This window comes from Moellerella wisconsensis, assembly GCF_022592395.1.
Taxonomy (GTDB): Bacteria; Pseudomonadota; Gammaproteobacteria; order Enterobacterales; family Enterobacteriaceae; genus Moellerella; species Moellerella wisconsensis.
Map to the genome: position 1 here is coordinate 2,673,054 of NZ_CP093242.1, position 21,627 is coordinate 2,694,680.

General features: G+C 33.9%; 20 protein-coding genes. 17 read left to right on the plus strand and 3 right to left on the minus strand.

The genetic code is table 11. The annotated features are described in order from the left end of the window. Positions 1-105: 105 nt before the first annotated feature. On the minus strand, positions 106-1,236 hold the full coding sequence (locus MNY66_RS11720) for an RNA-guided endonuclease InsQ/TnpB family protein (RefSeq protein ID WP_241500915.1): 1,131 nt from the start codon (positions 1,234-1,236) through the stop codon (positions 106-108). Positions 1,237-2,666: 1,430 nt separating this feature from the next. Here MNY66_RS11720 and rfbB point away from each other — a divergent pair. From rfbB to MNY66_RS11800, 16 genes are all read left to right on the plus strand, one after another. Continuing rightward, complete coding sequence (rfbB, locus tag MNY66_RS11725; RefSeq protein WP_241500916.1) at positions 2,667-3,725, plus strand: dTDP-glucose 4,6-dehydratase; 1,059 nt, start codon at positions 2,667-2,669, stop codon at positions 3,723-3,725. A 2-nt stretch (positions 3,726-3,727) separates the two neighbouring features. Further along, positions 3,728-4,597: a glucose-1-phosphate thymidylyltransferase RfbA gene (gene rfbA, locus MNY66_RS11730; protein ID WP_241500917.1), complete on the plus strand. Its 870-nt coding sequence runs from the start codon at positions 3,728-3,730 to the stop codon at positions 4,595-4,597. Then, positions 4,597-5,016: a sugar 3,4-ketoisomerase gene (locus tag MNY66_RS11735; protein WP_241500918.1), complete on the plus strand. Its 420-nt coding sequence runs from the start codon at positions 4,597-4,599 to the stop codon at positions 5,014-5,016. Before rfbA ends, MNY66_RS11735 begins: the two co-directional genes overlap by 1 nt. Next, positions 4,994-5,452, plus strand: a complete 459-nt coding sequence (locus tag MNY66_RS11740) for an acyltransferase (RefSeq protein WP_241500919.1) — start codon at positions 4,994-4,996, stop codon at positions 5,450-5,452. The genes MNY66_RS11735 and MNY66_RS11740 overlap by 23 nt, the downstream gene beginning before the upstream one ends. 14 nt (positions 5,453-5,466) lie before the next feature. Beyond that, on the plus strand, positions 5,467-6,588 hold the full coding sequence (locus MNY66_RS11745; RefSeq protein ID WP_241500920.1) for a DegT/DnrJ/EryC1/StrS family aminotransferase: 1,122 nt from the start codon (positions 5,467-5,469) through the stop codon (positions 6,586-6,588). Beyond that, positions 6,588-7,835 carry an O-antigen translocase gene (locus MNY66_RS11750; protein WP_241500921.1) on the plus strand — a complete coding sequence of 416 codons (1,248 nt, stop codon included), beginning with the start codon at positions 6,588-6,590 and terminating at the stop codon, positions 7,833-7,835. Before MNY66_RS11745 ends, MNY66_RS11750 begins: the two co-directional genes overlap by 1 nt. A gap of 8 nt (positions 7,836-7,843) precedes the next feature. Then, positions 7,844-9,070, plus strand: coding sequence for a glycosyltransferase family protein (locus tag MNY66_RS11755; protein WP_241500922.1), 1,227 nt, complete (start codon positions 7,844-7,846; stop codon positions 9,068-9,070). Positions 9,071-9,108: 38 nt separating this feature from the next. After that, positions 9,109-10,074 carry a glycosyltransferase family protein gene (locus MNY66_RS11760; RefSeq protein ID WP_241500923.1) on the plus strand — a complete coding sequence of 322 codons (966 nt, stop codon included), beginning with the start codon at positions 9,109-9,111 and terminating at the stop codon, positions 10,072-10,074. A 3-nt stretch (positions 10,075-10,077) separates the two neighbouring features. After that, positions 10,078-11,172 (plus strand): EpsG family protein, encoded by a 1,095-nt coding sequence (locus MNY66_RS11765; protein WP_241500924.1) that lies wholly within the window; start codon positions 10,078-10,080, stop codon positions 11,170-11,172. 8 nt (positions 11,173-11,180) lie between these two features. Then, complete coding sequence (locus tag MNY66_RS11770) at positions 11,181-12,266, plus strand: glycosyltransferase (RefSeq protein WP_241500925.1); 1,086 nt, start codon at positions 11,181-11,183, stop codon at positions 12,264-12,266. Between the two features lies 1 nt (position 12,267). Next, a complete protein-coding gene (locus tag MNY66_RS11775) occupies positions 12,268-13,695 on the plus strand; it encodes a mannose-1-phosphate guanylyltransferase/mannose-6-phosphate isomerase (RefSeq protein ID WP_241500926.1) in 1,428 nt (475 codons plus the stop codon). Between the two features lie 10 nt (positions 13,696-13,705). Then, positions 13,706-15,085 (plus strand): phosphohexomutase domain-containing protein, encoded by a 1,380-nt coding sequence (locus tag MNY66_RS11780; RefSeq protein WP_241500927.1) that lies wholly within the window; start codon positions 13,706-13,708, stop codon positions 15,083-15,085. A gap of 15 nt (positions 15,086-15,100) precedes the next feature. Continuing rightward, complete coding sequence (locus tag MNY66_RS11785; protein WP_241500928.1) at positions 15,101-16,099, plus strand: NAD-dependent epimerase; 999 nt, start codon at positions 15,101-15,103, stop codon at positions 16,097-16,099. Positions 16,100-16,120: 21 nt separating this feature from the next. Further along, on the plus strand, positions 16,121-17,236 hold the full coding sequence (locus MNY66_RS11790; protein WP_241500929.1) for a glycosyltransferase family 4 protein: 1,116 nt from the start codon (positions 16,121-16,123) through the stop codon (positions 17,234-17,236). Between the two features lie 38 nt (positions 17,237-17,274). Next, positions 17,275-18,441: a nucleotide sugar dehydrogenase gene (locus tag MNY66_RS11795; RefSeq protein ID WP_241500930.1), complete on the plus strand. Its 1,167-nt coding sequence runs from the start codon at positions 17,275-17,277 to the stop codon at positions 18,439-18,441. Between the two features lie 590 nt (positions 18,442-19,031). Next, positions 19,032-19,313, plus strand: coding sequence for a hypothetical protein (locus MNY66_RS11800; RefSeq protein WP_047257162.1), 282 nt, complete (start codon positions 19,032-19,034; stop codon positions 19,311-19,313). A gap of 318 nt (positions 19,314-19,631) precedes the next feature. Here MNY66_RS11800 and MNY66_RS11805 read toward each other — a convergent pair whose 3' ends face one another. Beyond that, on the minus strand, positions 19,632-19,799 hold the full coding sequence (locus MNY66_RS11805; RefSeq protein ID WP_156171068.1) for a hypothetical protein: 168 nt from the start codon (positions 19,797-19,799) through the stop codon (positions 19,632-19,634). Between the two features lie 267 nt (positions 19,800-20,066). On the opposite strand from MNY66_RS11805, the gene MNY66_RS11810 reads away from it, so the two are divergent. Then, complete coding sequence (locus MNY66_RS11810; protein WP_241501895.1) at positions 20,067-20,348, plus strand: hypothetical protein; 282 nt, start codon at positions 20,067-20,069, stop codon at positions 20,346-20,348. Between the two features lie 292 nt (positions 20,349-20,640). Here the strand turns inward: MNY66_RS11810 and MNY66_RS11815 are convergent, their stop codons facing one another. After that, positions 20,641-21,324 carry a hypothetical protein gene (locus MNY66_RS11815; RefSeq protein ID WP_241500931.1) on the minus strand — a complete coding sequence of 228 codons (684 nt, stop codon included), beginning with the start codon at positions 21,322-21,324 and terminating at the stop codon, positions 20,641-20,643. Positions 21,325-21,627: the final 303 nt, after the last annotated feature.

A 21,627-nucleotide genomic window follows, 5' to 3' on the forward strand; every position in this document is an offset into this window, starting at 1 on the left:
CCATTCAATGTTTCATCTTAAACGCTGAGCCAAATATTCCCACGACACCCCAATTGACTGCTCCCCTCCCTAAAGGAAGGGGATTCCCAATTCACAGAGTCTAACCTAGGCCGCGTGATGCGATTTAGGATTTACAAACTCTCCAAGGGCTAACACCGCTAGACCAGCGGCTTTGATGTTTTTTGCAGCGTTAATATCACGGTCATGCTCAGTATTGCACTCAGGGCATACCCAAGACCGTGTATTTAACGCCAGTTTAGACAGTGTATAACCGCAACAATGGCAACGCTTTGAAGATGGGAAGAACTGCTCTATAGCAACTAAGGAACGTCCAGACCATTCAGCCTTATATTCAAGTTGGCGCACAAATTCACTCCAACTAGCGTCTGCTATCGCTTTAGATAATTTAGGGTTGCGGATCATGTTTTTCACTTTCAGAGATTCAACGCAGACAACTTGGTTTTCGTTAATCAGTCTACGGGATAACTTGTGCAAGTTATCCATGCGGCAATCGGCTATTTTTGCGTGGAGTTTTGCAACTTTTAGTTTTGCTTTAGCGCGATTACTTGAGCCTTTTTTCTTTTTGCTCAATCGCCGCTGTAGCAAGGCTAAACGTTTTGCATATTTTGCAGTGTGGCGGGGATTGCCTGTTTTAAATCCAGTGTCAGTGACAAACAAATCTTTTAAACCTACATCAATGCCAACTGTTTTTGCTGAAATAGGCAGTGATTTAGGTTCAAACTCGCAAAGGCACGATGCAAAGTATCTCCCTGCCGAGTCTTTGGAAATAGTGATACTTGACGGCGTGGAGGGCAATTCACGACTCCAACGAATATCTAACGGCTCTTTGCTTTTAGCCATGTATAGCTTACTGTCGCGGTACTTGAAAGCCGTACTCATGAAAGTCGCTGATTGCCTATGGTGCTTACTTTTGAAGGTTGGGTATTTGGTGCGACCAGCAAAGAAGTTAGCAAAAGCTGATTGTTGGTGACGCAGAGCTTGTTGCAATGGAACCGAACTAACGTCATTAAGCCATGAAAAATCAGTATTTTCTTTCATTGCGGTGAGTTTTGAACTGGCTTGCATATAGCTGATTTTTTCTTGACGGTCGTAGTAAGCATCGGTACGCCAGCGCAGGATTGAGTTATAGACGAAACGCACACAGCCGAACGTCTGAGCTAAAAGCTCAGCCTGTTCAGATGTTGGGTAAAACCGATATTTATATGCGCGCTTCATTCTTACATTCTCACAGCATATTGTGTAAAATACTGGCATTATTTACAGATAAAGTCAACTGCACGCCTTATATCCCCGACCTAAAAGGACGGGGTTTTACGGCGCTCACTGATAATCAAACTGTTATCAACCACTATTCTCTCATTTGGCGAATAACTCACCACTGCTGGCTCGAGCCTCGACCGCCGGCAGATATAAAAACCATAAACGCTTATCCATAAACAGCCTGAAATAAACAATTATCAATCAATAGCCATAAATAATGATCACTAAATAACCCACCATGGATAATAGATAATAAATAATTGGCTATCGATTATCGGTTATCGGTTATCGGTTATCGGTTATCGGTTATCGTTAATGATTGTATTTAATTCAACGTCTCACTCGAATGAAAAATAATAATCATGATTTCGTATCAATAGACCTATTTTATTCTATCTATAAACACTGGAATTTTAACTCAATAACCTAACCCCTCAATTAAAGATATTTTTATTCCCACGACAATCACGATACGATAATAAGTAAAGGTTCTCTATAAGAGTTAAAGAAGAGCTAAATAAGCACTAAATAAGCGCGATAGAAGCGCTATCGATATATTCAACCAGTAATCTCTTAGATATTAGAGACAATACCATAACCTTTATAAATACATACCTTTTATACGCGTATCGCTTTATAGACATATCGCTTTATAGACCAAAACCCTATTTAACTACAATATAATAAAATAATATTTAGCTATTCCGCTTCACGCCGAATAAAATAATATTAACCTTCCACATTACCCAATAATAGCTTTACCCGATGATCAATACCCATACTCTTTATTCGTGTTTATAACTATTATAGCTAAGCCAAGCTAACAACATTAGCTAACATCGCCTAAGCCGTAACCTGCCATGCGTGACAGTGATAAAATCCGCGGCAGTCAATTACCTATCATATATCCACCAAAACGAGACAACTAAAAAGAGTGGTTAAATCCCCTTCTGTGTATCAGTTTAATCCTAATTAACATTAATTTTTATTATCAATTATTTAAGATTAAAATTTAAACTAATTAACTAATTACCCATTGAATTAAAAAGAAATATTAAAACCAAATGCAATATTTTTAAATATAATAAATACAATTTTCGGCTTATTAATGTGGAATTTTGTTTCAAAAAGCTGTATCCTTGCCGCGCTGTTTTAATGTCGATAATCGACAAAATATAAAATTTTATGTTTCCCCCAGTACTCAGGTAGCTGTAAAGCCTGTGGCGGTAGCGTACCTAAATTGATTTAGTTATAGATAAAATACAAGTTTATTAACTTATCTCCCCCTCTAAGTACGAAGCTCTTTTTAAAACGGTTAAAAATTCGTTTAAAAGATGGCGTCTTATTATTAGCATTCAAAAAATATAAATAAATGTGAATATAAAATGAAGTTTATTATTACTGGCGGTGCAGGTTTCATTGGTTCTGCGGTTATTCGTCATATTATTAATAATACCAATGATTCAGTTGTGAATATTGATAAATTAACTTATGCCGGCAATTTAGAATCATTAGCCTCTATTAGCGATAATTCTCGATACCACTTTATTCAAGCAGATATATGTGATGCCACGACTATAGCCACAATATTTAAACAACATCAACCCGATGCCATTATGCATCTCGCTGCTGAATCTCATGTTGATCGTTCAATTGATGGCCCAAGTGAATTTATTCAAACCAATATTATCGGCACCTATACTTTATTAGAAGCCGCTCGACATTATTGGAACCAACTTGCCCCCGAAAAAAAATCGACCTTTCGCTTTCATCATATCTCCACCGATGAAGTCTACGGCGATTTAGAATCAACCACCGATTTATTTACTGAAACCACACCGTACGCACCAAGCAGCCCTTACTCTGCATCTAAAGCCTCCAGTGATCATTTAGTCCGAGCTTGGCAACGCACTTACGGCTTGCCGACCATGGTGACTAATTGCTCCAACAATTATGGTCCTTTCCATTACCCGGAAAAACTGATCCCTCTGATTATTTTAAATGCTCTTGAAGGCAAACCTTTACCGGTGTACGGCAACGGACAACAGATCCGCGATTGGCTGTATGTCGAAGACCATGCCAGAGCGCTGTATAAAGTGGTGACGGAAGGCCAAATTGGTGAAACCTATAATATTGGTGGCCATAATGAGAAAGCCAATATTGATGTAGTGACAACTATCTGCGATATCCTCGATCAACGTGTACCTAATAAGCCCAATAATATTGAACGCTACCGTGACCTAATTACCTATGTCACTGACAGACCCGGCCATGATTTGCGCTATGCGATTGACGCAACAAAAATTAAAAATGAGCTCAATTGGGTACCTGAAGAAACCTTTGAAACCGGACTGCGTAAAACCGTCGAGTGGTATTTGAATAATTCAGCGTGGTGTCAATCAGTTCAAAACAACAAATATAACCGAGAAAGATTAGGGGCTTAACAGTGAAAGGGATTATTTTAGCAGGTGGTTCAGGTACTAGACTCTATCCAATAACCATGGGTGTATCTAAACAATTACTGCCTATTTACGATAAACCAATGATTTATTATCCGTTATCGGTACTGATGTTAGCGGGTATTCGTGAAGTCTTGATTATCACCACACCGGAAGATAAAAGTAGCTTCGAGCGTTTATTAGGTGATGGATCTCAATTTGGTATTTCAATCGAATATGCAGTCCAACCCAAACCTGAAGGCTTAGCCCAAGCATTTATTATTGGTGAAGAATTTATTGGTTCAGACAGTGTCTGCTTAGTACTGGGTGATAATATTTTTTGGGGACAAGGATTTTCACCCAAACTGCTCAATGCTGCTCAAACTCAATCAGGTGCGACTGTTTTTGGATATGAAGTTCAAGATCCTGAACGTTTTGGCGTTGTTGAATTTGATGCTGATTTTAATGCGCTATCTATAGAAGAAAAGCCACTAAAACCAAAATCAAAATATGCGGTAACCGGGTTATATTTCTATGATAATGATGTTATTGATATCGCAAAAAATATACAACCATCTGAACGTGGTGAATTAGAAATCACAACGATAAACCAAATTTATCTACAAAATAAAAAACTTAAAGTCGAACTATTAGGTCGTGGGTTTGCGTGGTTAGATACTGGTACTCACGATAGTTTATTAGAAGCATCAAGTTTTGTTGAAACGATAGAAAAAAGACAAGGCTTTAAAATCGCCTGCTTAGAAGAAATTGCCTATAGACAAAATTGGCTCACAGCTAAACAAGTATTAGAAACCGCTAATAAATGTAGAAAAAACAGCTATGGTGAATATCTAATAAACCTTATTGAGAAAGCATAATGAAACTAATTAACACGATTGAATTCAAAAAACTGGGTGATGAAAGAGGTTCTTTAATTTCATTAGAACAAAATAAAAACATCCCATTTGAAGTAAAACGGATTTATTATATTTTTGGCACTAAAGAAGGTGTTTCTCGTGGCTTTCATGCACATAAAGAATTAAGGCAATTAGCTATTTGCATTCGTGGAAGTTGCCGCTTTATTATGGATGATGGGAGTCACAAAGAAGAACTAATACTAAATTGCCCTAACCGTGGTTTATTAATTGAACCAATGCAATGGCATGAAATGCATAATTTTTCAGAAGACTGCATTATCGTTGTTCTAGCAAGTGACTATTATGATGAAGGTGATTATCTTCGCGATTATAATAATTTTTTAGAAGAATGCAAAAATGTTTATTCATCCCTTAAGTGATGTTCAAAGTAAAAACATCGGAAAAAACACTCGTATTTGGCAATTTAGTATTATTTTAAAGAATGCTCAAATAGGAACTGATTGTAATATTTGTGCTCATACACTCATCGAAAATGATGTCATTATCGGTGATAATGTCACTATCAAATCAGGTGTGTATCTGTGGGATGGATTACGCATTGAAAATAATGTTTTTATCGGTCCTTGTGTCGCCTTTGCAAATGATAAATATCCTCGTTCTAAACAATATCCAGAGCAATTTCCATTAACAATAATAAAAACTGGAGCATCGATAGGGGCTAATGCCACTATATTACCGGGTATTACGCTAGCAGAAAACTGTATGGTTGGTGCAGGAAGTGTGGTTACTAAAGATGTCCCAGCAAATGCACTTGTTATTGGTAACCCAGCCAGAATCATCAGATACTTAAAATAATTATAGGAATTCAAATGATAAGCTTCCTTGATCTCAGAGAAATAAATAAACAATATCAACAAGAATTAAAAGATGCTTGTACCAATGTGATCGATTCTGGTTGGTATATCATGGGTAAAGAATTAGAGAATTTTGAGCAAAATTTTTCTGCCTATTGTGGGACTAAATATGCGATAGGTGTAGCCAATGGTTTAGATGCCCTCACTTTAGTACTAAGAGCATGGAAAGAGCAAGGTAAATTAAATTCGGGTGATGAAGTGATTGTTCAAGCGAACACCTATATTGCTTCCGTACTCGCAATCACAGAAAATGATTTAATTCCTGTATTTGTAGAACCTGATGCCAATAGTTACAATTTATCAATTGAGAATATAAAAACAGCCATTACGGATAAAACTAGAGTCATTTTACCGGTTCATCTTTATGGTCAAATATCGCCTATGCCTGAAATTATGGCTATTGCACAGCAACATCATCTATTAGTTTTAGAAGATTGTGCTCAATCTCATGGCGCAAGTATTGATGGAAAAAAAGCGGGTAACTGGGGAGATGCCGCCGGATTTAGCTTCTATCCGGGAAAAAATCTGGGTGCGTTAGGGGATTCAGGGGCAATTACAACTAATGACGAAGAATTAGCTAAAACATTACAGGCTCTACGTAATTATGGCTCTCACCAAAAATATTTAAACTTATATCAAGGTGTTAACAGCCGACTAGATGAAATTCAAGCCGCCATGTTGAATGTTAAGTTAAAATACTTGGATAATGAAACTAAAACTCGCCAAGAAATTGCATTAAATTACTTAGAAAATATCAATAATCCATTAATTAAACTTCCTTTAACTTTAAGTGAATATAAAAGTAATCAACAAAGTCATGTATGGCATTTATTCGTTATTGCCACCAAGCATAGAGAATCACTGCAAAAACATTTAACTGAACAAGGCATTCAAACCTTGATTCATTATCCAACGCCGCCCCATAAGCAAAAAGCATATAGTCAATATAACCACCTTTCGTTACCAATTACAGAAAACATTCACAATGAAGTATTGAGTATTCCAATTAGCCCAACAATAACAAATGAAGATATATCTAAGATTGTTGAAGCATGTAATTCATTTGTGACTAAATAATGACTTTAGTAAAAACATCACTACTCAGCTTGATAGCGACATTCTTTAAAATGCTATCAGGCTTAGTTATTAATAAAGCTATTTCTGTATATATAGGACCTGCTGGACTCGCTGTCATCGGGCAATTCCAAAACTTTACTCAACTCGTACTAATTGCTGCACAAGGTGCTATAAATAATGGCGTAGTAAAATACACAGCTGAATATGGTAGAGAAAGCGAAAAATTACCTTTATTATTAAGTACAGCTGCTCGTATCAGTTTAACAACATCACTTATTGTTGGATGTATATTAGTTTTATTTTCAAATTTTTTCTCACTTAAAATATTAGATAATATTCAATACCAATTTATTTTTATCTTATTTGGCTTTACCATAGTCTTATTTGTGTTAAACAGCTTACTACTTTCCATTATTAATGGGCTTAAAGAGATAAGAAGCTTTATTAAAATAAACATTATACAAAGCCTTTATTCCTTAGTGTTTACTAGTTTACTAATCTACTTCTTTAGTTTAAAAGGGGCTTTAATTGCTTTAGCAACTAACCAATCTGTAATATTCTTAATTACTTTATTTATGCTAAGAAAGCATGAAATAATAAAGTTAAGTAGTTTCACATCTCCTTTTAATAAAAAAATATCTAAAAATCTTTTTTCATACTCAGCGATGGCAATAACTTCTGCAATTATGATACCATCGTCACAATTTATTATTCGGGATTATATAGGTACGACTCAAGGTTTAGACCAAGCTGGCTACTGGCAAGGTGTATGGTATGTGTCTACAACTTATCTAATGATAATTACAACTGCATTAAGTACATACTATCTCCCCAGATTATCTGAAATAACCAACAGAAATGAATTAAATAAAGAAATCTTACAAGGATATAAAATATTAATACCTATAGTTATAATTTGTGGGTTAATAATATTTTTTTTACGTGATTTCATAATAAATTTACTTTTTACTAATGATTTTTCACCAATGAAGCCTTTATTTTTATGGCAAATTATTGGCGATATATTTAAAATTGCATCCTGGTTATTAGCATATGTTATGGTTGCAAAATCAATGACTAAAATATTTATTTTCACAGAAATAATTTTTTCTTTAAGTTTTATAATCCTGTCTATTTTAGCCATTAATTTATATGGAACAATTGGAGCTAATATTGCATACCTTACAAATTATTTATTTTATTTAATTTATATATTCTTTATTTTAAAACTAAAAAAAATCATATAGGTTATATTTTGAAAGTTTTTTCATTTTATCTTCCATCATCAATATATGGTGGAACAGAAATATTAATGATTAGATTAATAGAATACTTATCTAATTATCACACCATTAAAATTTACACAAGAAAAAACTCTTTTGTAGATAAAAAATATAAAGTAAAAAATAATAACATATCAATTCACTATAGCTTAAACAATGTAGATGATAATGCTTATTTTATCATAAGCTCAAAATATCTAATCGAATTAGCTGAAAATACCAGAGGAAAAAAAATAAATTTATTTATATGGCAATTACAGCCAATTGAACTTATATCTCAATTCTTTCCAGCTCGTAAGTTTAATAAAAAAAATTTTTTGTTAAATAAATTTATTGATTTGATATATGAAAAAAGACGAAAACATGTAAATAAATTGCTCACTGAATACAATAACAAAAATAGTTTATTTTTTATGGATATGGATAATTATAACACAAGTAATGATTACCTTAATTTAAACTTAGATAAAGCAAATATTATCCCTGTTTCAATTCCTTTTGAAAATCATAGAATAGAAAAGATAAAAAATGATATATTGACATTCTGTGTTGTTTCTCGAATCTCATATGATTTTAAATTTTATTCTATATTACATTTTATAAAAGCACTTGAGTTATATTTAAAAAATAATAAAATGATAGCAAATTTAATTGTTGTTGGTGATGGAGAAGCATTAGATGAATTGAAAGTATATGCTTCTAATTCGATTATAAATTTCATATTCTATGGAACCATTCCTATAGATAAGGTTTATACTGATATTTATCCTAAAGTAGATATTAGCTTCGGAATGGGAACATCACTTATTGACAGTTCAAAATATAAAATACCCACAATAGTAACTAATATTAGCAATAAAAAAATCTCAGAAAAAGAAATAAAATATAGTATGTTTTATGAATCGGAAGGATTCTCTTTAGGTAGTTATAATAATACAGGTAAAAAAACTTTAAATCATATTTTAGATAACATTATAAATAACCAATCTATACATGGGGAAAAATGTTATCTTTATGCTAAAGAAAATCATTCCTCTGAAGTTATTTTTGATAAAATAAATTCTATAATCTCAATAGAAAAAAATGCTCAAGATACAAATCTTATTTGTAATTCTATTAATCATGCTCGATACTTTGATTTAATATATAAAGTTATTTTAAAGAAAATAAATAAAATATTTAAATATAACTCCAGATGATATAATTAATCATTAATTCACCTTAGGTTGCAATCCATATGAAAAAAAAAGTTATTATTTGTTTCCCATTAAATGGTGGCGTTCGCCAGTTTACCGATCAATTGTATAAAAACACCAATAATAAATATGAATATACAATACTTGGTGGTAAAAAAATAAATCGTATAAAAGTATTTAAATATTTATTTTTTAACGAAATTATATTTTCCAGCAATAACCTATTAATATATTTAATACTTCCTTTTCTAACTGGGAAAATAACATTAATTTTACACGATCATAAAATCAGATATAAAGCTAATTTCAGAGAAAAATTAATCATATGGTTATTCCATGTTTTTAAATTTAGATTTAATAAAGTTATTATTCATAATAAAACAGACATTGAATCTATTAACTTATTAAAATATAAAAAAATTCATTATTTAAAAATGCCACCACATGGAATGCCTAATATTAGCGAGAGTACAAATAGGCAAAAATTTAATTATAGAACTCCAATTAAGATATTATGCTTTGGTCGAATAGAAAAATATAAGAATTTTGAATATATGGCGAAATTAGTTTCCCTGTGTGAAAATCATATATTAACCATAGCAGGATCAGGTCAAATAACAAAAGAATTAAATGATATAATAAAATCAAGTAATAATATTGAAATTATAAATAAATACATCAGTGATGATGAATTAATAGAATTAATGAATAACCATCACTATTTAGCACTTCCATATAATGATATCACTCAAACCGGATTAATCGAGTTAGCAGGATATTTCAATAAGCCTCTTATATTATCTGATATTCCTGAATTCAAGAAAATAGAAAATTTTAATTTTGGTGAGTATATATATTTAAATAATAAAAACAAATCAATTCTAGTTTTAAACAAATTAGCCAAAATGAAAGAAATAACATATCAGGAACTATGTTATAATAGTAATTATTATTTCATAAAAAAAATGAAAGACTGGGATACATACATAAAAGAAATAATTGGATAGCATATGATTTATTATTTATTATTTGGCTATTTTTCATTACTTGCAATTTTTTGCTCTATTAATAATGAATATAAGTGGAAAAGAAATTTAACAATAATATCAGCAATTATTATTATCTTTATATCAGGAATTCGCTGGAAAACAGGAACTGACTGGGAACCATACTTTAAAATTTTCAATAATAATTTAACATTTTTTGAACTATTGTCTTTACCCTATGAAACTGGATTTTTACTTTTAAATTCTCTTGTGAAATTATTTACTAATAATTATACTTTGTTTTTATTTACATCGGTTATTATTATAGTTTCAACAAAATACTACACAATACTCAAACTATCACCTTACCCATTAGTTGCATTACTAGCTAATATGTCATTTTATGCTGCAGATCTTTTTCATGTTAGGCAAGGCTTTGCCATCTCTATAGTTGCATTAAGTAGTTTATTTATTGTAAAGAAAAAACCATTATATTTTACTTTGTTAGTTTTACTTGCAAGTTCATTTCATATTACAGCACTTTCATTTATTCCCGCTTACTATATATATAATCTTAAATTTAAAGTATCCAAGGTATTTACTTATTTATTTATTGCTTTTTTTGTTAGTTTGTTTATTGATATCAGCACTCTATTATTAAATATTGCAAACTATCTTTTTCCTTTTATAAGCGAAAAAATAATCAGATATACAGAAATGGACTTTGATGTTGCAAGTGACATACCATTATGGGTAAGACAGACTTTAGGTTTCACAAAAAGAATGTTCTTTATTTTTATTTTCATAAGTTTATCCTCTAAAATTAAAAATGATCAATTTAAAGGCTTTCTAAATATATTTATAGTTAGTGTTTTTATTTTTATCATATTGAATGAAGCTCATCCAACATTCAAACGGATCGCAATGTATTATTCTTTCTTTGAAATCATACTAATATCATACATATTAGTTCCATTTAAATTAAAAAGTAGAATAATAATAATATTATTAATTATATTATACTGCTACAGTAAGTACATATACGGATTCGAATCTAATTGGCCTCTTTTTTTTCCATACGAATCTATTTTTGATACAACATTTAAATACGTTTACTGAATATTAAAATGAATATTTTACTTATATCAACAGGCCTTCGATTAGGTGGTGCTGAATTACAAATTTGCAATCTTGCAGATGAATATATAAAACATGGGCATAACGTTATGATTCTAACGTTAGAAAATAAAATTGAAGTACGGCCACTTAGTGTTAATGTAACAATAAACTCACTAAATATAAAAAAAAATATTCTTAGTGTACTAAGAAATATTAGTATAGCTAAAAATATAATAAAAAAATTTAAGCCTGATGTAGTTCATAGTCATATGATACATGCAAATATTTTTTCTCGTATACTTCGTTTATTTGTTTCTATGCCTAAACTAATATCAACAGCTCACAGTAGCAATGATGGAGGTATAATACGAATCATTGCATATAGACTTACTCATCGACTAGCTAATTTATCAACTAATGTTAGTAAAAATGCAGTTAATTCATTTGAAATAAAGAGAGCCGTTCCTAAAGGTGGTATGATGGTTCAATATAATGGTATTAATATAGAACGATTTACGTCCTCTACCTCTCCTAACAACTACCTTAGTGAGCTAAATATTCCTCATAACTCAAAAGTTATTTTAGCTATAGGCCGACTAACTAAAGCTAAAGATTATCCTAATTTATTTAATGCTATCAATAAATTAAAACATACAAATATTACGTTATTAATTGCAGGTGATGGAAAACTTCAGACAGAATTAAAGATACAAGTAAAAAAAATGGGATTATCCAAAAAAATATTATTTCTTGGTAATCGTAATGATGTGCCTATGTTAATTAATTTTGCAGATCTTTTAGTACTCTCTTCTGAATGGGAAGGATTTCCAACAGTTATCGGTGAAGCTATGGCTGGAGGATGCCCAGTTGTTACCACAGATGCAGGTGGAGCAAAGGAATGGTTTCCTCAGGAAAACCTAGATTTAGTTGTTCCTATTAAGAATAGTACTCTGCTTGCAAATAAAATTGATGAAATATTAAGTCTAGATGTAAATACAAGAATAATATTAATTAATAAGTTAAAAACACATGTAATTAATAACTTTTCTTTGAGTAAAATAGCTCAAGATTGGATAAATATTTATCGGAGTTAAAATGATTTTACCAATTATTATGGCTGGAGGGCATGGTAGTCGTTTATGGCCATTATCTCGAGAATTATACCCTAAACAATTTTTGTCCATTCCTAATGATGATGATCTATCTATGCTACAACAAACTTTGGTTCGTTTGTCTGGTATAGAGCATCTTCCCCCTATAATTATATGTAATGAAGAACATCGTTTTATCGTTGCAGAACAACTACGTTCAATTGGACTTACTCATTCTGGAATAATTTTAGAACCTATTGGGCGTAATACTGCCCCAGCTATAACATTAGCTACCCTTAGGGCATTACAATTAGACTATGATATTGAACCAACACTACTTGTTCTAGCGGCGGATCACTTAATAAGTGATATATCTGCCTTTGAAAGCGCTATTAATAATGCAACTAAGTTCACATCTAATAATCAATTAATTACTTTTGGTATTAAACCTACTTCACCTGAAACTGGATATGGTTATATTAAAGCTAACTCTGATACTAATTCAGTTAATAATAGCTTACTTGTAGAAAAATTTGTCGAAAAACCTAATTTAAAGAAAGCTGAATTATATGTTAAGTCAGGGAATTATTTTTGGAATAGTGGGATATTCATGTTCAAACCCTCACTATATTTATCAGAGCTAAATTTATATAGCCCAGAAATATTAAACACCTGTAAAATTGCTTTTAATAAAGCTCAAATTGATATGGATTTTATTAGGATAACTAAAGAAAATTTTGAAACTTGCCCAAATGACTCTATTGATTATGCAATAATGGAAAAAACAAATCATATAACGATGATTCCTATGGATGCAGGTTGGAGTGATATTGGTTCTTGGTCAACTCTATGGGATATATCAGAAAAAGATCAAAATTGTAACGTTATTAAAGGCGATGTTATTGCAATAAAATCAAAAAACAATTACTTATACTCTCGTAATAAATTAGTTGCTACTGTTGGTATTGAAAACTTAATAGTAGTTGAAACTCACGACTCTGTTTTAATTGCAGATAGACATCAAGTACAGGATGTTAAATCTGTTGTACAGTATTTGAAAGAACATAATAGAACTGAACATAAGGTCTATAGTGAAGTATATCGCCCATGGGGAAAACTAAGTATTATTGATAATGGTAAAAACTATCAAGTTCGGCATATTACGGTTAAACCAAAAGGAAGAATATCACTTCAAATACATAACTATCGTTCAGAACACTGGATTATTGTAAGTGGAACTGCAAAAATAATACAAGATAATAAAACTATATTGTTAACTGAAGGCCAATCTATATACATTCCACAAGGAATAAGTCATTCATTAGAAAATCATAGTGAGATTTCACTTGAAATGATTGAGATACAAACTGGTAGTTGTCTAAGTGAAGATGATGTAGTTAGGCTTGAAAGTAATAATAATTTAAATGACTAATGAGTATAAAATGACTGAGTTGACTTGTTTTAAAGCTTATGATATTCGAGGTAAATTAGGAACAGAACTTAATATAGATATCGCATATCGTATAGGAAGAGCTTATGGTATATTTATATCCTCTGACTCTGAAAAAAATAAATCTGTCGTTATAGGTGGAGATATTAGATTAACCTCTAATGAACTAAAACAAGCAATATCTGATGGACTAATGGACTCAGGTATAAATGTTATAGACCTAGGTATGACAGGAACAGAGGAAATATATTTTGCAACACAGTACTTAAAAGTTGATGGTGGTATTCAAGTAACAGCAAGCCATAATCCCATCAATTATAATGGAATGAAATTAGTCCGAGAAGATGCAAAACCAATTAGTAATGATACAGGTCTTCTTGAGATTAAAAAACTAGCAGAAAATACTTTATTCAAACAAACTAATAAAATTGGATATTATCAAAAAAAATCTATACTTAAACCTTACATTGAACATTTAATGTCTTATATATCTATAGAAAAAATCAGACCAATGAAACTGGTTGTTAATTCAGGTAATGGCGCAGCAGGCCATGTTATAGATGAAATAGAAAAATACTTACATTCTCTAAATATTCCAATTGAATTTATAAAAGTACACCATGAACCAGATGGTAATTTTCCAAATGGTATACCTAATCCTTTACTACCAGAATGTAGATATTCAACATCTAGGGCTGTTATTAATCATAAGGCAGATATAGGAATAGCTTGGGATGGAGATTTTGATAGATGTTTTCTATTTGATGAAAACGGTAAGTTTATTGAAGGTTATTATATTGTTGGACTGCTAGCTCAATCATTTATAAAAAAAAACCCGGATGCTAGGATTATTCATGATCCAAGATTATATTGGAACACCGTAGATATTGTAAAAACGGAAGGTGGAAATCCTATATTATCAAAAACAGGACATGCATTCATCAAAGAAAAAATGCGTAAAGAAAATGCAATTTATGGAGGTGAAATGAGTGCTCATCATTATTTTCGTGATTTTTCATATTGTGATTCTGGTATGATTCCATGGTTATTAGTTATTGAACTACTTAGTGAAAAAAAACTACCACTTTCTGAAATGGTAAAAGATAGAATTAATAAATATCCATCATCTGGTGAGATCAATTTTAAATTAAATGATCCTAAGTCAGCTATAGAAAAAGTATATTATTACTTTATTGACGAAGCTATATCTAAAGATAATACTGATGGCATTAGCTTAGAATTTGAAAATTGGCGGTTTAATTTGCGAATTTCAAATACTGAAAATTTAGTTCGTTTAAATGTCGAAGCGAAACATGACTTTAATTTAATGGAATCAATGACAAAAAAAATAACTTCAATTTTAACTTCATAATTTTAAGAATATACGATGAAATACTTAATTACAGGATGTGCTGGATTTATTGGTTTTACTTTATGTCAGAGGTTATTAAATGCAGGTCATGATGTCATTGGTATTGATAATATTAATGCATATTATGATCAAGGTCTTAAACAATCCCGCTTGCATTTACTAAAACAATCGCCTTCTTTTAGATTCATTCATCTTGATCTTACAGATCGTGAGACGGTGCGCGTATTATGTACTCAGGAACAATTTGATCGAGTGATCCACTTAGCAGCACAAGCAGGGGTTCGTTATTCGTTAGAAAATCCATTTGCTTACGCTGATAGTAACTTAACAGGACATCTTTCCATTCTTGAAGGTTGCCGCCAAGCAAAAGTTAAGCATTTAGTCTATGCCTCTTCCAGCTCGGTTTATGGCATGAGCAATCAAACGCCATTTAGCACTAATATGCCAACAGATCATCCTGTTTCACTGTATGCAGCGACCAAAAAAGCCAATGAATTGATGGCGCATTCTTATTCACATCTTTATCAACTCCCAACTACTGGCCTACGTTTTTTCACAGTCTATGGTCCATGGGGTCGCCCTGATATGGCGCTGTTTAAATTTACCAAGGCTATTTTGGCGGGAGAACCTATTGATGTTTATAATAATGGGAATCTGAGCCGTGATTTCACTTATATTGATGATATCGTAGAAGGTATTATCCGTATTTCCGATATCATTCCTCAATCAGAACCAGAAAACCCGTCGGCTTCTCCAGCACACAGTAGCGCCCCTTACCGCTTATATAATATTGGCAATGGGCAGCCGGTTCAGTTAATTGATTTTATTACTGCACTTGAAAAATCATTAGGCAAAGAAGCAATCAAAAACTTTTTACCGATGCAAGCAGGAGATGTGTATACCACTTGGGCTGATACTGAAGACTTATTTAAGGCCACAGGATACCGTCCACAAGTTTCTATCGAACAGGGTGTACAAGCATTTGTTGATTGGTATCAATCTTATTATAAATAAAATTTTACTCTGGCAATAACTATGAAAACAATTGCTATTTCTGCTAATACAAGTTGGTATCTCTATAATTTTCGGCAAAATACCATTAGAAGTCTAATTGATTCTGGATATCAAGTACTAGCTATTGCTCCTCGTGATGATTACTCTCTCCGATTGGAAGAGTTAGGTTGTAAATTTATAAACATATCAATTGACCAAAGCGGTAAAAATCCATTAAAAGATATCGTTACTCTAATTGATTTTTACACTATCTTAAAAAAAGAATCCGTCAAATGTCTATTAAATTTCACGCCTAAAAATAATATTTATGGCACGCTTTCTGCTTCTTTACTAAAAATTAAGGTTATAAATAATATTGCAGGGTTAGGTACATTATTTATTGACGAAAATTTATCTTCAAGAATCGCAAGAAAACTGTATAAAGTCAGTCAAAAAAAAGCCTCAAAAATATTCTTTCAAAATGAAGATGATCGTACCCTCTTTTTAGAAAGTGGTATTGCACACAAAAGTATTACAGAAAGACTCCCAGGTTCAGGGGTTGATTTAAAACGCTTTACCATTACTAATGCCCCAAATGATGGTGTTATTCGATTTCTATTAATAGCTCGAATGTTATATGACAAAGGTGTGGGGCATTATGTCGAGGCCGCCAGAGTATTAAAAAATAAATATGGCGATAAAGTAGAGTTTCGACTACTTGGTTTTTTAGGGGTAAATAATCCATCGGCTATTTCACAAGCGGAAATGCAGTCTTGGATTGATGAAGGTATTGTTAATTATCTGGGAGTTTCAGATTCTGTTGAACAAGAAATTGCTAAGGTAGATTGCATGGTTTTACCTTCGTTTTATCGAGAAGGCGTCCCTAAATCACTCTTAGAATCGGGTGCAATGGGCAAACCAATAGTTACAACCGATAATATCGGATGCAGAGAAACCGTTGAACACGGTATTAATGGCTTTTTATGCCAGCCACGTTCAACTGAGAGTTTAACTTCGGCCTTAGAATTAATAATTCAAATGTCCCATGAGCAACGGCTAGCAATGGGACAAGCTAGCCGAGAAAAAATGGCACGTGAATTTAATGAGCAAATTATTATTGAACAATATTTAAAAGCAATTCATGAATTACTTAAATAATTAAATTTATAAAAAATTTATATGTATTAGGAATAAAGATGAAAATTGCAATTGCAGGTACTGGCTACGTTGGTTTATCTAACGCCATGTTACTGTCACAACATCATGAAGTTGTGGCAGTGGATATTATCGCTGAAAAAGTCGCGATGCTGAATAACAAACAATCACCGATTATTGACGCTGAAATTGAGCAGTTTTTAACTAAAAAAAATCTCAATTTCCGCGCCACAGAAGATAAAGTCGACGCTTATACGGGTGCCGACTATGTGATTGTTGCTACCCCGACCGATTATGATCCTAAAACCAACTACTTTAATACCCAGTCGGTTGAATCGGTGATCCATGATGTGCAAAAAATTAACCCTAACGCCACTATCATTGTAAAATCAACCATTCCGGTCGGCTTTACTGAACGTCTGCGTGAAGAGTTTGGCTATACCAATGTGATTTTCTCGCCGGAGTTTTTACGCGAAGGCCGTGCATTGTATGACAATCTTTACCCTTCTCGCATTGTGGTCGGTGAGCGCTCTGAACGCGCACAAATTTTTGCTGATTTGCTGTTAGAAGGCGCGATCAAAAAAGACGTACCGGTGTTATTTACCGACGGAACCGAAGCCGAAGCCATCAAGTTGTTTGCCAACACCTATTTAGCAATGCGTGTGGCTTATTTTAATGAGCTAGATACCTACGCAGAAAGTCGTGGTTTAAATGCTCGCCAAATTATTGAAGGCGTGTCATTAGACCCACGCATTGGCAGCCACTACAATAACCCATCGTTCGGTTATGGCGGCTATTGCTTACCTAAAGACACCAAGCAATTGTTGGCCAACTATGATGATGTACCAAACAACTTAATTAACGCAGTGGTCGAATCTAACCGCACCCGTAAAGATTTTATTTCGGATTCTATTATTGCTAAAGCACCGCGCAAAGTCGGTGTGTATCGCTTAGTGATGAAAGCTGGCTCTGATAATTTCCGGGCTTCTGCGGTACAAGGCATCATGAAACGCATCAAAGCGAAAGGTATCGAAGTCATCGTGTATGAGCCAGTGCTTAAAGAAGATGAGTTCTTCCGTTCAAAAGTGTATCAGGATCTCGATGCATTCAAAGCCGACAGTGACATTATTCTGGCTAACCGTATGCTGCCAGAGCTGGAAGATGTAGCGGATAAACTGTATACCCGTGATTTATTTGGTAGTGATTAATCGCTCAATAACATAGATCTCCGCGAAATACATGGTCATGGATTATCTTCAGCTTTAACGGTTTAAGATAATCCTATTTTAACGCCTCTCTCTCCTCGCTATTTTATCGTTGTATTCCCCCATTGTTGCCCCGCAATTTTCTGATTTTATTCCCTTACTGTTCCACCTATTTCTCTTTCTGACTATTTCTCTTTCTGACTTTTTTACTTTCTAGCCATGTCCTTTTTATACCCAATCCTAGCCTTATCAATACAGCTCGCTAAGCGAAAACAAAAATATTTGTCCTAATTATCCAGCGGTGGATTGAACCACTGAGATACCACGGATATAGTGCAGTTGCAACGGAAGATCTCTTGCTGGGTTTAGCAGCTCAATATAATGGAGCACATGAGAATTTTCTCTATGCGGGCATAAAATGCCTGCTAATAGCTAAAACCATCAATTAGAGGTTGTCATCATGGATCTGAAGACGTACCGCCCTTACTGTACTTCCCCTTGCCTATTTTTCTGCCTATTCGTATTACTCACCGCGATATTCACCACTGTACACTCTCGCCTACACGCCACCGCGCGGCTCTCGGGGGTGATGTATGTTTGACGACACCCCGATAACGTTGGAAGAAGTGATCGATCACTGTCGTGCGCTAATTTACGCCATTGTTACGCTAGAGCCGCCAGAAGCTAAAGAGACCTTAAGCTTTGTTTTACAGCAACAAATTGATTTGCTGTATTATTTGCATGAGCAAAATACCTTGTTGGCAGAGCTTGATGCCAGCGCACCCAATTTGATTGATAATGAGGCGCTGCATGCCTCTATCGAGGCGGCTAAAATCGCCTCCAAAAATGCGCTGAAAAATATCTCTACCGATTAAAATTGTGCGGCGGCGGGTGCGCCATAGTTCGCCATAGTATCAACCTAGTTATTAATCTCGTTATTAATCTCGGCATGAACCATAAACATAGATATAAACATAGATCTAAACATAGATAGCAATGTCGAGATCCACATCAGAATTAACAAATAAAAAAAGGCCGCTAATGTATTATCCTGCGGCCTTTACCGCTAATACTGGTGAGGCGACGCCTCATTAATCATCAAGCAGATCTCAAGTTTATATTCAAACCAAACTTAGCCCCATCGCCAAACTCCTCTCAAGCGCTTAACAAAACCTAATAAATATTTGTCCTAATTATCCTCCGGTGGATTGAACCACTGAGATACCACGGATATAGTGCAGTTGCAGCGGCACATCCGTTGCCGTGATTAGCGTCCCGGAATTCAATTGAGCGTACAAGTCTGTTATCCGTACGAGCACAGTGACACCAATGGAAAATAATGGTGGGCTGGACGAAGGCATCTAAAGATGCGCCGGGTTCTCTTTTGACCGGTTACGCTAACCTCGTTCAGCTCACCACCCTCTTGAGGTTAGCGTCTCTTGGTGGCGATAAAAAAAATATCAATTTAGAGGTTGTCATCATGGATCTGAAGACGTACCGCCCTTACTGTACTTTCCCTTGCCTTACTTTCCCTTGCCTATTTTTCTGCCTATTCGTATTACTCACCGCGATATTCACCACTGTACACTCTCGCCTACACGCCACCGCGCGGCTCTCGGGGGTGATGTATGTTTGACGACACCCCGATAACGTTGGAAGAAGTGATCGATCACTGTCGTGCGCTAATTTACGCCATTGTTACGCTAGAGCCGCCAGAAGCTAAAGAGACCTTAAGCTTTGTTTTACAACAACAAATTGATTTGCTGTATTATTTGCATGAGCAAAATACCTTGCTGGCAGAGCTTGATGCCAGCGCACCCAATTTGATTGATGATGAGGCGCTGCATGCCTCTATCGAGGCGGCTAAAATCGCCTCCAAAAATGCGCTGAAAAATATCTCTACCGATTAAAATTGTGCGGCGGCGGGTGCGCCATAGTTCGCCATCGTATCAACCTAGTTATTAATCTCGTTATTAATCTCGTTATTAATCTCGGCATGAACCATAAACATAGATATAAACATAGATAGCAATGTCGAGATCCACATCAGAATTAACAAATAAAAAAAGGCCGCTAATGTATTATCCTGCGGCCTTTCATAGTCCAAAAAATATACTCGCCAATATTTAATTATCTCAAAAGTACCGGTGGATCAAATACCCTTGCCGTTAAATATCGCAATTAAAAAACACCTAATAACGATTAGTTATTTGAGAAATTGCTGATCACTTTATAAGTTAACGAAGTATCCGTGCTGTTGAGCACCTCTAATTGCGCCCCTTTATACGAAATAATAGGACTTTTTTTCAGGTTATATTGAATATTATTGCCAAAGTTTTGGTTCTTAATATTAGAGCCGATCTGTTGATAGCTAATATCAACTTTATCTTCATTGACGCCATTAAAAATCAGCGCTTGTTCAAATGAGTTGCTGTCCGGATCGTTTAAAGTCAGTTTTTCAATCTGTGCATCGTCACTGCACACCGCGACTTTTAGATCACTCACTACACAAATCTCATTGGTTTTGCCCTCTTTTTTGACTAATAACGAGGTCCATGGCCGCCCGAGCACTTCAACCACTACCGATCCAGAATCCATGGTGGTGGTTGGCATGTAAAAATCGCCTTGATCATTAGAACCAACTTTTTTAAACAACCCCGGAATAATTTTATACGCCATATCTATTTTGATCAGATTGGCGATTTTAATGCCTTCAATATCACTGATATTGCCGTCTTTAATTAAGGTATCGCCCACCGTGACGGTATTCACGCTGCCTACTTTGGGTTCACTAATTTTATGTGATTGGGGGGTATAATTATATTCAGTCGCCGCACAGCCTGACAACGTCGCAACACACATCATCGAAATTAAAAACGTTCGCATTTTAATCATTATTCCTAGTTATAAATAATTTAGACACTGACTTAAGACACTAAAGTTTACGTTTATACATGATTTATCACAAGTCGCGATTGGCAGGGGGGATAACCCTTGCCCTTGAAAAATCCAGATAATCCCTATTGAATAAGTCATTGCCCTGAACGTTACCGAGATTGCGCCAAGATAAGCCCTTAATTAGCCCAATAGGCTTCAAAAATAGCTTAATACCGAGCGGAGTGATTAAAATCGGCAGCTGAGCGCTAATAATGGCACCATATTGGCCGTGGATCGGACTAAAATGAGCAC